The sequence below is a fragment of the Photobacterium sp. R1 genome, assembly GCF_054600795.1.
In genome coordinates, this window is sequence record NZ_BAAHZP010000003.1 from 307,438 (window position 1) to 321,805 (window position 14,368).

Below are 14,368 nucleotides of genomic sequence, written 5' to 3' on the forward strand. Positions count from 1 at the left end.
AATTACTCATGATGAACAGATGCGCGGAGATGCGGGAAATGCAAGAGGGTGCTTTAGTTTCAACGGATTGGCTTCAGCGTGAGTGTCAGAACCCTCATCTCATTGTGCTGGATGCGACCATGGCGAGCATTACCGGTGAAAATGATGAGGTAGCGCGAAGAAAGTATATTCCCGGTGCGGTGATTTTTGATATTCACGGGCAGTTTTCTGATCCTGCATCACCGCTGCCACATACTGTGCCGGATGATGATGCATTTCAGCGGGCAGTGAATCAGCTGGGGCTTCGGCCGGACTCAGTGATTGTGATTTACGATGCCAAAGGCATTTATTCGGCGCCGAGAGCCTGGTGGCTGCTGAAGCTGATGGGTCATCAGCAGGTGTATGTCCTGAATGGCGGTTTACCCGGATGGCTGGCCGAAGGGAAACCGGTCACGGATGTACCTGCCACATCGGTTGCTGGCCGGGATTGGCAGCCAAAATGGCAGGCAAAACGTCAGCCAGCGTGGATTGCGGGTTGGCCGGACATCGTGCAAGTGGCCGGTCTTCCGGGCCATCACGTGATTGATGTGCGGGCAGCAGAACGGTTCTCAGGTCAGCAGCCTGAGCCGCGTCCGGAACTGAGAAGCGGACATATTCCACATGCAGTGAATTTGCCTTTTGCCGGTTTTCTGGAAGGAGGAAGATACCTTGCTCTGCACCGGTTGCGGGCCCGGTTTGAGGAACAACAGATTCACCCGAATGATCGGCTGTATTTCAGCTGTGGTTCGGGCGTCACGGCCTGTATCGGATTTCTGGCTGCTTATCAGTGTGGTTACAAGAATCTGGCCGTGTATGACGGCTCCTGGGCGGAGTGGGGACAGCGAACCGACTTACCGATTGCCTGAAGTCAGTTTACTTTGATGATGTGAATGAGTGTGTTTTGGATAAGATTCGAATGCAATCTGTCAGTTTTGTTTCCTTGCGATGAGCGATCTAACAGGTTGTTTTAAAACGGAACGGTTCAATCACACTCGAGAACCTAAGTCATTGACAATCCCAGGGAAAAATTCATGGATGAATTTTTAGGTTGTCGGCGCAGGGAGCGCTTATAACCGGCCCGGCCAGCACGAGAGAAAGAAAAAGCATTTCTGGGCACTCTTTGTGCTCGCAACGCAAAGAGTGTCTGGCGCGCATCAGAAAATACTGAGATTGATTCGGAATTGATGCGCGACATACCATTGGGCAAAACACAAATTGCAGTCTGAATAAAATACGTTTGCCCCGTTGTGAGTGATGAATCCGGCAGGCTGAACGCTGTGTTTGAGTCAAGACTGGCCAACAGATCTGTCATATCAAGTATCAGATACGACAGATCATGCAAATTTAAGAGACCACCTGATAAGCCTGAATTTTGGGCAGCTTCAGTGAGATGAGTGTGGTCAGTGCCAGAAACGCAAAAGACACCCACAGACAGGCTGACAATCCGGCGATCTGGAAGACCCAGCCAGACAGGACTGTGCCGACCAGCCGGCCCATTGCATTCGCCATATAGTAGAATCCGACATCCAGTGAAACCCCGTCGTCTTTGGCGTAACTGACAATCAAGTAAGAGTGCAGCGAAGAATTGATCGCGAACACTGCACCAAAAATCATCAGACCGGCGATAATGACCAGTTCTGGTTGCCATTCCAGTTGAACGCCTGTAGCAATGGCCGCAGTAATCAAGGCTAAAAGCAACGCCCAGCGTGTGGCCGCATGTCCGTCGGGCACCTTACCCTGTGCTTTTCCGGTGAATCGGGGTGCAAACCCCTGCACAAAACCATAAGCCATCACCCAGGCCGCCATGAAGCCGCCGACGGCACTGTGGTTCCAGCCAAAGACAGAACCGAGGTAAACCGGCAGCGCGACCACAAACCAGACATCCCGGGCACCAAACAGGAACATCCGGGCTGCAGAGAGAATATTGACGCTTTCTGATTTAGAGAAGATTTCCGCGAATTTCGGCTTACTCTTTGCTTTCCCCAGATCCGCTTTCAGCGACATGATACTGCCGAGAAAGACAAGGGCCAGAACGCCAGCCATCGCCAGTACGGCATGCTGGAAGCCCATGATACTGAGCAGTAACCCTCCTAAAAAGAAACCAGCGCCCTTCAGGGTATTTTTGGAGCCTGTCATCAGTGCGACCCACTGATACAACGCACTTTGTTTGTTGTCCGGCACCAAGGTCTTAATAGCGCTCTTGGCACTCATTTTATTGAGATCTTTGGCAATCCCGGACAGTGCCTGCGCCGCCATGACCCAGGGAATGGTCAGCATCGGATTGGGCACAGCCAGCATCAGCAGGGCGACAATCTGCATGCCCAGCCCAATGTTCATCGTCCGGTTCAGGCCGAGCCGGGCGCCCAGCCAGCCGCCTATCAGGTTGGTGACGACGCCAAAAAATTCATAAAACAGAAAGAGAGAGGCAATCGCGAGGGTGGAGTAGCCGAGTTCATAAAAATAAAGGACCACCAGCATGCGCAGGGCGCCGTCAGTGACAGTGAAATTCCAGTAATTGAAAGTGACCAGCATGTACTGGCGAACCGGCTGGCTGAACTGAGCAAAATACTTGGCAAACATAGACAAGATACTCATTTGATTCGCCGCTTCTCTGCTCAGGGCGAAGAAACGGCGATGTTGTGATTATTCTGAGGCGACCTGACGGATGTAGTCGACCTGCACAGCTTTGGTGAAGGCGCCCGGACGCAGTGCCTGAACCGCTTCAATGATGCGGGACAGCGGCCAGCCCAGTTCCAGCAGCAGGTGTGCGGCAAGCAAACCGGTCCGACCCGAACCGCCCATACAGTGCAGTGCGATGTCGCCCCCTTGTTCAATCATAGTATGCAAGTGCGGGCTTACTGCCTGCCATTGTGTTGCGAAGTCGGCACCGGGTGCGGCATCGTCTTCAATGGGGGTATGTGCCCACAGCATACCTGCCTCAACAACGAGCTGGCCTAATTCCGCGACGTCTTTCTCTGCCATTTCCTGTGCATTGATTGCCGTGACGACGGCCTGAACGCCCTGCGCTTTCAGCTGCGCCAGGCTGTCTGACAGGGAGACGCCTTTGGTGCCGGGGCAAGGGGTCAGGACCAGTGAGCTGCGGTCATTGATCGGTAAAGTCCAGATTGGATGTGTCATGAAACTACTCCTTATGCCTGGCCGACTTTGCGAACCAGCTCGGCGGTCCGGGTGGCGTAGCCCATTTCATTGTCATACCAGGCATAGATTTTCACCATGCGCTTGCCAACAACCATGGTCGACAGAGCATCAACGATGGTCGAGCGCGGATCGCCTTTGTAATCAATTGATACCAGCGGACGGTCTTCGTAGCCCAGAATACCGTTCAGCTCGCTTTGCGAGGCTTCTTGCAGCAGTTGGTTGACTTCTTCGGTGGTCGTGTCGCGTTTGACGTCGAAAATGATATCGGTCAGGGAGGCATTCGCCAGCGGAACCCGTACGGCGTGGCCGTTAATTTTACCTTTCAGTTCCGGGAAAATCTCGATGATGGCCGATGCGGAACCTGTCGTGGTCGGGATCAGACTCATGCCACAGGCCCGGGCACGGCGCAGATCTTTATGCGGCGCGTCGAGAATGGTCTGGGTATTGGTCAGATCGTGAATGGTGGTGAACGAAGACTGTTCAATGCCCAGTTTTTCGTGGATCACTTTGACCACAGGTGCAATACAGTTGGTGGTGCAGGAAGCTGCAGTCACAATGCGGTGCAGTTCGGGATTGAAGATATGATCGTTCACACCAACGACAATATTGGCAATGCCTTCTTCTTTCACGGGGGCTGAAACCACCACGCGCTTCACGCCCTGTGCCAGATATTTGTTCAGGTACGATGTTTTACGGTGCACGCCAGTGGCCTCAATCACCACATCGCAGCCGGACCAGTCGACGGCGTCGATGTCCTTTTCCTGCGTGGTGGCAATGGATTGACCGTTGATCACAATCTGGTTGTCTGCGGCCTGGACAGCATGATGCCAACGGCCCTGCACTGAATCAAATTCCAGCAGATGGGCCAGCGTCGCTGCGTCGCCAGCGACATCGTTGATCTGAACGAAGTCCAGTTCCGGCCAGTCAAACGCCGCGCGCAGTGCCAGACGGCCAATGCGGCCAAAACCATTAATACCGACTTTGATTGTCATACCTGATTCTTCCTACAAAATGATTCTTCAATTGTTATGGGCAACACACTGAACGCTGCTTCATGACCGCCAGTCGTTCACTGTCTTGCTGATATTCCTGTTCCAGACAGTTCGAATCGACCAGTCCGTGAATCTGTTTTTGCATCCAGCCGGGTAAGTCATCGGCCAGACGGTAGAACACCCACTGCCCCTGACGCACGTCAACCAGTAAACCACTGGCCCTCAGGAGCGCCAGATGACGCGATACTTTCGGCTGACTGACCTGCAAAGCCTCTGTCAGTTCAGCGACACACAGACTTTGTTCTTTCACGATCAGGCGGACGCAGCGTACCCGGGTTTCATCTGCCAGCAGTTTGAAAAATTGGTGGGGGAGCATGTTTATTACCATATTCGAATTTCCGTATATCTTAGTGCGATGGCCGAATGGATCAATCTCACCGATGCAATTGTCATGAAACTTTCACAAAGAGGGTCGGCAGACCCTCATGCATCAGTGTTAGAGCGCGCGATCGGGTAAGTGCGCTTCATGCGAAGGGCGACGTTGACCAGGGCAATGAGGACGGGCACCTCAACCAGCGGACCGATCACACCGGCAAGTGCCTGATCGGAGTTCAGGCCAAAGACGGCAATAGCGACCGCAATCGCCAGTTCAAAGTTGTTGCCGGATGAGGTGAATGCGATGGATGCATTCTGGTCATAGGGCAGCCCCATTTTCCTTCCGGCCCAGAAGCTGAGAAAGAACATCACTAGAAAGTAAATCATCAGCGGCAGGGCCACCCGGAAAACATCCATTGGCAGTTCGAAAATCATTTCCCCTTTCAGGCTGAACATCAGCACGATCGTGCCCAGCAGTGCGATGAGGGTGACAGGAGAAATACGCGGAATGAATACCCGGTTGTACCAGTCTTCCCCTTTGATGCGAACCAGCCATTTCCGGCTCAGAAAACCGGCCAGAAAAGGAATACCCAGATAGATCAGAACACTTTTGGCAATATCCAGCATGGTGATATCCACGGCATAACCGCTGAAACCGAATAATGGCGGCAGTACGGTAATGAACAGCCAGGCCATAAAGCTGTAGGTCAGGATCTGGAAAGCGCTGTTCAGGGCCACCAGTGCAGCCCCGTATTCCCTGTTGCCGCCGCTGATATCATTCCACACCAGGACCATCGCAATGCAGCGCGCCAGACCAATCAGGATGACGCCCGTCATATATCCCGGTTCATCACCGAGGAAAATCAGTGCAAGCGAGAACATCAGCAATGGGCCGACCAGCCAGTTCATGACCAGAGATAAGGTGATTGCGCGTTTATCACGGGTGATTTTGCCCAGCAGCTGATAGTCGACCTTGGCCAGCGGCGGATACATCATCAGGATCAGACCGATCGCAAGCGGGATATTGGTCTGTCCGACAGTCATGGATTCATTCCATGCCGCAATGCCCGGAAAGGTGACCCCAATGCCGATACCGATGGCCATTGCCAGAAAAATCCAGACCGTTAAATAGCGGTCAAGAAACTGCATTTTACTGCGGGTCTTGAGTGTCATGGTGGTTTCTTGATTCATGATGGAACTCTCAATGGGGTGAACGGGTGAACGGGTGACGAGTGCGAACAGCGCGGTTAATCTGCCTCTGCTCCTGTCTCTGCACTGATGAATATCTTATTTATATTCATATTCGAATTTCCATATATCTTAGTCAGGAAATTCAAGAGATCAACAGTCAGTGACCGTTGTCATCAGAAATTCATGGTCTGAAGCAGAAAGGCGAGTCACGCCGGATTTGGTCTGAGCAAAGATGGGGTTCAGAACGGACAGTTTTCATCGTGGCGAACGGATAAAAAAATACCCCGTCCGGCAAGCTTGAACGGGGTAGGGATGATGACCTGAAGATTAATTCATGTTGTCGTGCATGTCATCGTGGTCCATATGGCTATGGTTCATTTCATCATGACCCATGTCGTCGTCTTCCATATGGTCATGATCCATCCCTTCATGATCCATGTTGTGATGTTCCATTGGCTGGTTGCTTCCCATCTGGTAGTCGGCTTTTTCCACTTTCACTTCCACATCGACTTTACCGGCTTGTTTGAAGTACAGGGTCAGCGGGAAGTGTTCACCCAGTTTGGGAACAGATTTCAGGTTGAACATCATTACGTGATATCCGCCGGGCTGCAGCAACTGTGTGTCATGCGCCGGCACCTGAATGTCAGCGACCTTGCGCATTTTCATCATGCCATTTTCATGGGCGTGTTCGTGCAGTTCCACTTTTTCAGCAATCGGTGATTCAGCACGCAGCAGAACATCGTTTTCATCGCCATGGTTTTCAATTGAGAAAAATGCGGCAGCCACAGATGACATTGGCGGGACTTCTTTGGACCAGGGGTGTTCAATATGCAGTTGTCCGGCTTTAAATTCATGCGCCTGAGCCAGTCCGGCAGTGAAGACAGAAGCAGCCAGCAGCAGAGTTTTCATTATTTTCACAGTATTTTCAGTTTTCATAGCATTCTCCATGTAGAAATTGTTCAGCAATCAATTGAAAGTTATGTTCAGGAATTGCTGAATCCTGGCGGAGATTGTTTCGGACCGAATAAAGTATACAGCTTGTTATTGGCCCAGACCCGGGAAGCGATCCGGACACCGGCAAAAATAACGATGGCGGTCAGGATGACCTGGCGGAATTGATCCGGATTGGTACTGAGCGGTTGTAATGGGCTCAGCAGAGGGCATTGATTCTGCCAGTGTGCCTGAGTGTGTTCTTCCTGCGGGTGAGTTAACTCGGCGACGGACACCCATTGCAGCCCGTGAACTGTACAAATCAGAACTTTATCACCGGTCAGCCAGTGACGGCCGTTCTGGTGATAATCAGGGTTGATCACCACAATCGCAGACAACAGATTCAGCCAAACGACAGACGCCAGAATGAAGGTAATCATTCCGGTGCGGTATCGTGCTGAAGTCAACGTGTGTGTCATGCGAGACAGTCTGTGGTCAAAGAAGTCTGAAATAGTAGCAGATGCCCGGCATTTTCCGTAGCAACTTCATGCTAAGTCTCTGAAAAAGAGGACGTCATTTTGCATGTGTTTTGTTGGTGCGTTGTTTGAACGATGTTGTCCGTCACGCTTTCATTGAAGTTTGTGGTCATAAGCAACAGATTGAGCTTTCTGTCCGTGCATGGTTGAATAGCGCCTCTGGTCAACGGAGGACAAGGAAAGCATGAAAGTTGCGATTTTGGATGATTATCAGGATGTTGTCCGGACTTTACCCGGTTACGCTCTGCTGCGTGAACATGAAGTGACGGTATACACCACGCCAGCCTCAGATTTGGATGCGCTCGTCGAACGTCTGAAAGACAAAGAGGCGCTTGTGCTGATTCGTGAACGAACCGTGATTGACGATGCAATGCTCAGGCAGTTACCTCAGCTGAAACTGATCAGCCAGACCGGAAAAATCAGCCAGCATCTGGATTTAGCCGCGTGTACCCGGCATCAGGTCGCGGTGGCGGAAGGAACAGGTTCTCCCATTGCACCGACGGAACTGTGCTGGGCGCTGATCATGGCCGCCAGCCGCCATTTGTTTGCTTACTGTGAGCAACTGCAACAGGGGAAATGGCAGCAGTCGGGCAGTCTGGGGCTGGGCCGGGTACTCAGCGGCCGGACGATGGGGATCTGGGGATATGGCAAAATCGGCCAGCGGATTGCCCGCATTGCAGAAGCATTCGGGATGACAGTGCTGGTTTGGGGAAGTGAAACCTCGCGGGAACTTGCAGCCGGACAGGGCTACCGTGCGGCAGCCAGTAAAGCTGAATTTTTTGCCCAGTCCGATGTGTTGTCGCTGCATTTACGGCTGAATGCGCAGACCCGTGATAGTGTAACCGCCGCTGATCTGGCGCTGATGAAACCTGATGCCTTGTTCGTAAATACCAGCCGTGCTGAGCTGGTGGAAAGCGGTGCCTTAATTCAGGCCTTACGCGAAGGGCGCCCCGGGTTTGCTGCCCTGGATGTGTATGAAACGGAGCCGGTCAACCCGGATGAAGAGCCGTTGCTTGCCATGCCGAATGTGCTGTGTACGCCGCATCTGGGTTTTGTCGAGCAAGAGAGTTATACGCTGTACTTTGAGAAAGCTTTTGTGAATCTGGTGAACTACAGCAACGGCCGGCCGACTGAAATTGCGAACCCTGAAGTGCTGATAACTGCGCGGCAACTTTAAAAAACCGGAAACGGGCTCTGAGGTCTCAGAAGGCCCGTTTTGATTTCATCGCTTTACCGCCCTTCATTGCGGGCTTCGGTATTTTCGTTCGGGTCGTCCGACGCTGCCGTAGGACACTTCGGCGCAGAGTTCATCGGTGCTGACCAGATATTCAAGGTAACGCCTGGCTGTGGTGCGGCTGGCGCCAATCTCCTGACCCACCTGTTCCGCGTTCAGATGGATACCGGGTCCGGTAAAAACATTGCGGATTTTATCCAGCGTCAGACCGTCGATACCTTTCGGCAGCCGGGGAGCATTCGCATTGCCTGTGTTCAGAGGGCTCGCCTCCGTATTGGCGGGCTGGAGCAGACCGTCGACATCACTCTGAACCAGTGATTCCATATCCGACAATTTATTCAGATGGGCACTGTAGTGAAACAGGGCTGACTGCAGGCGTTCAAACACCACGGGTTTGAGAATGTAGTCAAAAATGCCGCTTCGCATCGCGGTGCGCAAGGTGTCGACTTCCTTCGCCGCGGTAATCAGGATCACATCGGTGTGATAATTTTTGGCTCGGATCTCGCGCAGCAATTCCAGACCGGTGCCGGTCGGAAACTGGTTATCCAGCAACAGCAGCTGTGGCCGGAAGACATCAATTAAGTCCCGGGCTTCGTCTAAGCCGTGGGCGATCCCCACGACCTGATAGCCCGATGTCTTTTCAACGAATCTGCGTTGTATTTCCGCGATTTGCGGATCATCTTCAGCAATGACGACAGAAATGGGTGCTGTCACTGGTGTTCCTCACTTCCATGTTCTGCACCGTCGGACCGGCGCAGCGATTTCGGGATATAAACGGTAAAACGACTGCCTGAAGGCTCGGCCGGTTCAACGGTAATCAGGCCGCCCAGATGCTCGGTCAGTTGTTTGACTAAATGCAGGCCGATGCCATGTCCTTCCTGATTCTTCGTGGTATAGCCGCGGGTAAAAATTTTATCTTCATCGCCAGCCGGAACCCCAGGTCCCTGATCATCGACTTCAAAAATTAACTCTTTGCCTAAATCACTCATACTCAGGATGACAATACCACCGGCCCCCTGATGATGCAGGGTGGCCTCCAGCGCATTGTCGATCAGATTACCAAGAATACTGACCAGCTGCTCCCGGGGCAAAGCCGGGGGGATGTCTGACATCTGGCTGTTCTCATCGATTTGCAGTTCCAGATTCAGTTCCCGGGCTCGATTATATTTCCCCAGCAGACATCCTGCGAGAATACTGTCTGATGTTGCTCGCATAATGGTCTGAATAAAACTCTGATGACTGGATGTTTCCTGCCCGATAAGTGTCAGTGCCTGCCCGACAGCCCCGATCTGAATCAGACCGGCGATTGTGTGGAGTTTATTGTTGTATTCATGGGACTGGCTGCGAAGACTTTCCGCATACTGCTGGATTCGGGTCAGCTTACGGCTGACCAGATCGACTTCATTCTTCAGCCGGAAACTGGAAACAACGCCCGTGACTTCACCGTTCTGGATCAGCGGAAAACGGTTGGCAATCAGGTTGTGATCATGCAGCCAGATTTCTTTATCGAAATGGTGCTCACCGCTTTTCAGCACATCCAGCATGCCGTTGTCGGGCAGTACGTCGGTAATGTGGCGACCGATATAAACTTCGTCTTCCGGCAGCTGGAGAGTTTTGATGGCAGCATGGTTAAACGTTGTGATGATGCCGTGCTGGTTGATCGCAACGATCCCTTCCCGCACGGTTTCCAGGGTCGCATTTCGTTCCTGAAACATCCGGCCGATCTGTTCCGGTTCCAGATTGAAGATGGCTTTCCTGAAATGATTGGCAAACCACAGGGCCATCAGCACGCTGAACAGAAAAGCCAGCGTAATCGCGACAATCATCGACAGCTGGTGGCGGCTGACAATCCGGTCGACTTCAGTCAGCAGATAGCCGACAGAAACGATGCCGATAATCTGTGAACCATCTGCACTGAATATGGGGGCTTTGCCGCGAATCGACCAGCCAATACTGCCCTGATCCAACGCGATATAAGACTTACCGTGAATCAGTGCCTGGCTGTTATCGTCGGTGTCATCGTCCGACATGGATTTTCCGAGCCGCTGCGGATTCAGGTGTGCAAGCCGTATTCCTTTTTCATCACCAATGACTACAAATCGTGCCTGCGCGGCCTGCGCCATACGGATGCTCAGCGGCTGGAGGAAGACGGTATTTTTTTCAGAGACGGCACGGATGACATCCGGCGAAGCAGCGATTGTCTGGGCGACCCGCATGGCCTGCTGGCCAATCTGTTCATGTAACACACTGTCTAGATAGCGAATGGTGAACTGGCCGAGGGCACCGGTTTGCAGGATCGCGATAAAACCCAGAATCAGCACCATTCTGGTTTTGAGTCGAAAATGACGCAGAGACAACAGCTTAGTCATGACAAGGTGAGTTCCATCCACCGGATAATACAAGCGAAACAGTGTAACGTCAGCGGGGTGAAATTGCTGTGAACAATATGAACTTAATACACTTTAAGCCCGATATTCACATTATTTTTACAATCTTTTCATATTTCAGGTGCTGGCATACTTTCAATCTGTATCAAAGCAATATCAGAGCCTGAGCCGGTAAACCGGAGTGACAGATCGGTGCGGTCAATCAGGCCAGGGTAATGGAACCCAGTCTAATAACGAGGAAAAGGTATGTTTACTCAGTTTATATCCCGCAAACGTGTGTCTGTACTCGCTGCCATTATGGCTTCTGCACTGAGTATGAGTGCTCAGGCGAAAGTCGATACGATTCATTTCCTGGTCCCGGGCGGTGCCGGTGGCGGCTGGGACAGCACGGCTCGTGGTACGGGTGAAGTTCTGTCTCATGCTAATCTGGTCGACACCATTTCATACGAAAATATGTCCGGTGGCGGCGGCGGTAAAGCAATTGCTTACCTGATCAAAACAGCGGAACAATCCACCGACACTTTGATGGTTAATTCCACACCTATTGTGATTCGTTCGCTGTCGAAAGTATTCCCTCAGTCATTCCGTGACCTGACTCCGGTTGCTGCGACCGTCGGTGATTATGCTGCCTTTATTGTGCCGGCAAACTCCAAATACAAAAGCTTCACTGAAATTGTGAACGATTATAAAAAAGACCCGAGCAGCATCACGGTTGCTGGCGGTTCTGCCCGCGGCAGCATGGACCATCTGGTTGCTGCAATGGCCTTTAAAGCCGGTGGTGGTGAGCCGCGCCGCCTGAAATATCTGGCCTATGATGCGGGTGGTAAAGCCATGGCTGGCCTGCTGTCTGGTGAAACCACACTGCTGTCGACCGGTTTGAGTGAAGCACTGAGCCTGGCAGACGCCGGTGAGATCCGTATCCTTGCAATGACGGGCGACAAGCGTTCTCCATCAGCACCGGATGTTCCGACACTGCAGGAACTGGGTTATGACGCGACCTTCGTAAACTGGCGCGGCTTCTTCGCGGCTCCTGGCATCAGCGAGCAGAAAGCGGATGAGTTTGCCGAAGTCCTGGGCAAAATGTACAACACGAAAGAGTGGCAAACCGTACGTGATCGCTACGGCTGGACTGAAATCTACAAGCCGCGGAAAGAATTCGTTGCCTTCCTGGCTCAGCAGGAAACAGAAATTGGCAACCTGATGCGTGAGCTGGGCTTCCTGAAATAATCCCTGTCTGAATGACGTTGTTGCGCACCGCCTGCCCGGGTGGTGCGCGTGGTAACAAAGCGGCCTTAGCAATGAAGGCCGGGTCTGATTGTGGTGAGGATGACCATGACGATAACAAAAGATCATATCGGTGGGCTGGTGTTTCTGTGCCTGTCCATCGCCTACGGATACTACGGCAGTGAAATTGTTTTGTTCCCCGGAGATGAATTTCAGCCGTTTCACGCGAAATCTCTGCCGCTGGCACTGGCCGGAATGGGCATTTTCTTTTCATTGTGTCAGTTGCTGACAGCCAGCCGCAGCGAAACAGACAAACTGGATCTGACCGGACTGGATTTTGTGCTGATGGCGAAATTGCTGGTGTTGATGCTGATTTTTGCTGCGGCACTGGAATGGATTGGTTTCCTGCTGTCGACGGTTGTTTTTCTGGTGGGGGGCTTCTGGCTGCTGGGTGAGCGTCGCCCGAAGATTTTGTTGCTGGCATCTGTCCCATTTGCTGCCGGTTTCTGGTTCCTGCTGACTCAGATCCTCGACATTTATCTGGCGCCTGGTCGTCTCATTACTGGCCTGCTTGGAGGATAACCTGATGTTTGATGGAATCTTGACAGGATTGAGCACGGCGGTGATGCCGTTCAATCTGATGATGGTTGTGGTCGGTTGTTTCGCGGGTACATTTATCGGCATGCTGCCGGGCCTGGGGCCAATTTCTGCGATTGCCCTGATGATCCCGATTACCTACGGTCTGGATCCGGCTTCCGGAATTATTCTGATGGCAGGCGTCTACTATGGTGCCGTGTTTGGCGGTTCGACGTCTTCCATTCTGATTAACGCACCGGGCTGTTCCAGTACAGTGGTGACGGCATTTGACGGCTTCCCGCTGGCACAGAAAAATCAGGCCGGTAAAGCGCTGGCTCTGGCCGCATATTCTTCCTTCACCGGTGGTACCGTCGGGGCCATCATCCTGCTGTTTGCGGCACCGGCACTGGCAAAAGTGTCGCTGAGCTTTCAGTCCAGTGACTACTTTGCCCTGATGATCCTGGGTCTGACGGCGGTTGCCGCTTTCTCTGGCAAGGGACAGGTGCTGAAAGCCTTGATGATGACGGTGTTCGGTCTGATGATCTCAACGGTCGGAAACGACGTGATGACCGGTGTTCCGCGGTTTACCTTTGATAATGTGGATCTGATCGACGGCATCAGCTTCCTGCTGCTGGCGATGGCAACCTTCGCACTGACGGAAGTGGTGATGACGGTGCTGCGCGGTGAGCACAAGCAAGAAGATGCCCAGATGGACATGAACAATCTGGGTAGCATGAAGCTGAGCAAAGAAGAAGTGAAGCATGTGGCCCCGACCATCGCCCGTTCATCGGTGTTTGGTTTTCTTGTTGGCGTTTTGCCGGGTGCAGGTGCGACAATTGCGTCTTTCCTGAGCTACGGCATGGAGCGGAATCTGGCACCGAAAGCGGAAAAAGAGAAGTTCGGGAAAGGTGCATTGCGTGGTCTGGCAGCACCGGAATCTGCGAATAACGCGGCTTCAACCGGTTCGTTTGTCCCGCTGCTGACTTTGGGGATTCCGGGGTCCGGTACCACGGCCATTATGCTGGGTGCACTGATCGCTTATGGTATTCAACCGGGACCACGTCTGTTCGTCGACAATCCAGATGTTTTCTGGTCGGTGATCATTTCCATGTACTTCGGTAACTTGGTGCTGCTGATTCTGAACCTGCCGCTGATTCCGTACATCTCACGACTGCTGGTCATTCCGCGCCCGATTCTGATCCCGCTGATTCTGTTCTTCTCGATCACCGGTGTGTATCTGGTCAGTTTTAATGCCTTCGATATTCAGCTGATGGTGTTAATCACCGTTGTGGCAACTTTCCTGAAGCTGCTGAATTTCCCGATGGCTCCCATGTTACTGGGCTTTATTCTGGGCGATATTCTCGAGAAAAATCTCAGTCGCTCGCTGACACTTTCTGATGGTTCTTTTGCCTTCCTCTGGGAGCGTCCATTGACATTAACCATCATGATTCTGGCGGTCCTTGCTTTACTGATGCCTTTATTCAGTAACTGGCGTGACAAGCGCAAGCTTGCTGCTGAAGTTGCTGCCAAAGAAGGGGCACAACAGGTGTAAAAAACCAGCCAAATAAGTGTACTTTGCAAATACCGATCAAAAGCAGTCCCTATAGGGGCTGCTTTTTTCTTTATGCGGATAAATTAAATGTATCTGACAAATAATTTTATATTTTTGATCTTTGTTCCTATCGCCCGCGTTGACTTGTTATCAACATTGTTGCGCAAGATATTGTTTTGATATTCTGGGAACCT

At 52.2% G+C, this 14,368-nt stretch carries 15 protein-coding genes; 5 read left to right on the forward strand and 10 right to left on the reverse strand.

The window, feature by feature from the left end:
* The first annotated feature begins 8 nt into the window (after nt 1–8).
* Entirely contained in the window at nt 9–884 is an 876-nt protein-coding gene (locus ACYP03_RS07210) for a sulfurtransferase (protein ID WP_459779056.1), read from the forward strand.
* Between the two features lie 134 nt (nt 885–1,018).
* On the opposite strand, the gene ACYP03_RS07215 is transcribed toward ACYP03_RS07210, so the two are convergent.
* From ACYP03_RS07215 to ACYP03_RS07250, 8 genes are all read right to left on the reverse strand, one after another.
* On the reverse strand, nt 1,019–1,330 hold the full coding sequence (locus tag ACYP03_RS07215) for a hypothetical protein (RefSeq protein ID WP_459779057.1): 312 nt from the start codon (nt 1,328–1,330) through the stop codon (nt 1,019–1,021).
* Between the two features lie 32 nt (nt 1,331–1,362).
* Nucleotides 1,363–2,613 carry an organoarsenical effux MFS transporter ArsJ gene (arsJ, locus tag ACYP03_RS07220; protein ID WP_459779058.1) on the reverse strand — a complete coding sequence of 417 codons (1,251 nt, stop codon included), beginning with the start codon at nt 2,611–2,613 and terminating at the stop codon, nt 1,363–1,365.
* Nucleotides 2,614–2,661: 48 nt separating this feature from the next.
* A complete protein-coding gene (locus ACYP03_RS07225) occupies nt 2,662–3,156 on the reverse strand; it encodes a phosphatase domain-containing putative toxin (protein WP_459779059.1) in 495 nt (164 codons plus the stop codon).
* Between the two features lie 11 nt (nt 3,157–3,167).
* Complete coding sequence (locus ACYP03_RS07230; RefSeq protein ID WP_459779060.1) at nt 3,168–4,169, reverse strand: ArsJ-associated glyceraldehyde-3-phosphate dehydrogenase; 1,002 nt, start codon at nt 4,167–4,169, stop codon at nt 3,168–3,170.
* 34 nt (nt 4,170–4,203) lie between these two features.
* Entirely contained in the window at nt 4,204–4,545 is a 342-nt protein-coding gene (locus ACYP03_RS07235) for a metalloregulator ArsR/SmtB family transcription factor (protein WP_248141756.1), read from the reverse strand.
* A gap of 107 nt (nt 4,546–4,652) precedes the next feature.
* Nucleotides 4,653–5,735 (reverse strand): ACR3 family arsenite efflux transporter, encoded by a 1,083-nt coding sequence (gene arsB / locus ACYP03_RS07240; RefSeq protein WP_459779061.1) that lies wholly within the window; start codon nt 5,733–5,735, stop codon nt 4,653–4,655.
* A 327-nt stretch (nt 5,736–6,062) separates the two neighbouring features.
* A complete protein-coding gene (locus ACYP03_RS07245; RefSeq protein WP_459779062.1) occupies nt 6,063–6,671 on the reverse strand; it encodes a copper chaperone PCu(A)C in 609 nt (202 codons plus the stop codon).
* Between the two features lie 47 nt (nt 6,672–6,718).
* Nucleotides 6,719–7,144, reverse strand: a complete 426-nt coding sequence (locus tag ACYP03_RS07250; RefSeq protein WP_248141759.1) for a hypothetical protein — start codon at nt 7,142–7,144, stop codon at nt 6,719–6,721.
* A gap of 241 nt (nt 7,145–7,385) precedes the next feature.
* Here ACYP03_RS07250 and ACYP03_RS07255 point away from each other — a divergent pair, with 241 nt between their 5' ends.
* Nucleotides 7,386–8,378, forward strand: coding sequence for a D-2-hydroxyacid dehydrogenase family protein (locus ACYP03_RS07255; protein ID WP_459779063.1), 993 nt, complete (start codon nt 7,386–7,388; stop codon nt 8,376–8,378).
* Nucleotides 8,379–8,441: 63 nt separating this feature from the next.
* Here the strand turns inward: ACYP03_RS07255 and ACYP03_RS07260 are convergent, their stop codons facing one another.
* Complete coding sequence (locus ACYP03_RS07260) at nt 8,442–9,149, reverse strand: response regulator (RefSeq protein ID WP_459779064.1); 708 nt, start codon at nt 9,147–9,149, stop codon at nt 8,442–8,444.
* Nucleotides 9,146–10,804, reverse strand: a complete 1,659-nt coding sequence (locus ACYP03_RS07265; protein ID WP_248141764.1) for an ATP-binding protein — start codon at nt 10,802–10,804, stop codon at nt 9,146–9,148. Before ACYP03_RS07265 ends, ACYP03_RS07260 begins: the two co-directional genes overlap by 4 nt.
* Nucleotides 10,805–11,068: 264 nt before the next feature.
* Here ACYP03_RS07265 and ACYP03_RS07270 point away from each other — a divergent pair, with 264 nt between their 5' ends.
* The 3 genes from ACYP03_RS07270 to ACYP03_RS07280 all read left to right on the forward strand — a co-directional run bounded on the left by ACYP03_RS07270 (nt 11,069) and on the right by ACYP03_RS07280 (nt 14,174).
* Nucleotides 11,069–12,049 (forward strand): tripartite tricarboxylate transporter substrate binding protein, encoded by a 981-nt coding sequence (locus tag ACYP03_RS07270; protein WP_248141766.1) that lies wholly within the window; start codon nt 11,069–11,071, stop codon nt 12,047–12,049.
* 105 nt (nt 12,050–12,154) lie between these two features.
* Nucleotides 12,155–12,628, forward strand: coding sequence for a tripartite tricarboxylate transporter TctB family protein (locus tag ACYP03_RS07275; RefSeq protein WP_248141767.1), 474 nt, complete (start codon nt 12,155–12,157; stop codon nt 12,626–12,628).
* Nucleotides 12,629–12,632: 4 nt separating this feature from the next.
* Nucleotides 12,633–14,174 (forward strand): tripartite tricarboxylate transporter permease, encoded by a 1,542-nt coding sequence (locus ACYP03_RS07280; protein WP_459779065.1) that lies wholly within the window; start codon nt 12,633–12,635, stop codon nt 14,172–14,174.
* Nucleotides 14,175–14,368 lie beyond the last annotated feature (194 nt).

Excerpts from the sequence above, each read along its gene's own strand:
- ACYP03_RS07210 (WP_459779056.1), top strand. The coding sequence starts at position 9 with ATGATGAACAGATGCGCGGAGATGCGGGAAATGCAAGAGGGTGCTTTA.
- ACYP03_RS07255 (WP_459779063.1), top strand. The coding sequence starts at position 7,386 with ATGAAAGTTGCGATTTTGGATGATTATCAGGATGTTGTCCGGACTTTA.
- arsJ (WP_459779058.1), bottom strand. The coding sequence starts at position 2,613 with ATGAGTATCTTGTCTATGTTTGCCAAGTATTTTGCTCAGTTCAGCCAG.
- ACYP03_RS07280 (WP_459779065.1), top strand. The coding sequence starts at position 12,633 with ATGTTTGATGGAATCTTGACAGGATTGAGCACGGCGGTGATGCCGTTC.
- ACYP03_RS07265 (WP_248141764.1), bottom strand. The coding sequence starts at position 10,804 with ATGACTAAGCTGTTGTCTCTGCGTCATTTTCGACTCAAAACCAGAATG.
- ACYP03_RS07250 (WP_248141759.1), bottom strand. The coding sequence starts at position 7,144 with ATGACACACACGTTGACTTCAGCACGATACCGCACCGGAATGATTACC.
- ACYP03_RS07235 (WP_248141756.1), bottom strand. The coding sequence starts at position 4,545 with ATGCTCCCCCACCAATTTTTCAAACTGCTGGCAGATGAAACCCGGGTA.
- ACYP03_RS07270 (WP_248141766.1), top strand. The coding sequence starts at position 11,069 with ATGTTTACTCAGTTTATATCCCGCAAACGTGTGTCTGTACTCGCTGCC.
- ACYP03_RS07230 (WP_459779060.1), bottom strand. The coding sequence starts at position 4,169 with ATGACAATCAAAGTCGGTATTAATGGTTTTGGCCGCATTGGCCGTCTG.
- arsB (WP_459779061.1), bottom strand. The coding sequence starts at position 5,735 with ATGAATCAAGAAACCACCATGACACTCAAGACCCGCAGTAAAATGCAG.
- ACYP03_RS07275 (WP_248141767.1), top strand. The coding sequence starts at position 12,155 with ATGACGATAACAAAAGATCATATCGGTGGGCTGGTGTTTCTGTGCCTG.
- ACYP03_RS07225 (WP_459779059.1), bottom strand. The coding sequence starts at position 3,156 with ATGACACATCCAATCTGGACTTTACCGATCAATGACCGCAGCTCACTG.
- ACYP03_RS07245 (WP_459779062.1), bottom strand. The coding sequence starts at position 6,671 with ATGAAAACTGAAAATACTGTGAAAATAATGAAAACTCTGCTGCTGGCT.
- ACYP03_RS07215 (WP_459779057.1), bottom strand. The coding sequence starts at position 1,330 with ATGACAGATCTGTTGGCCAGTCTTGACTCAAACACAGCGTTCAGCCTG.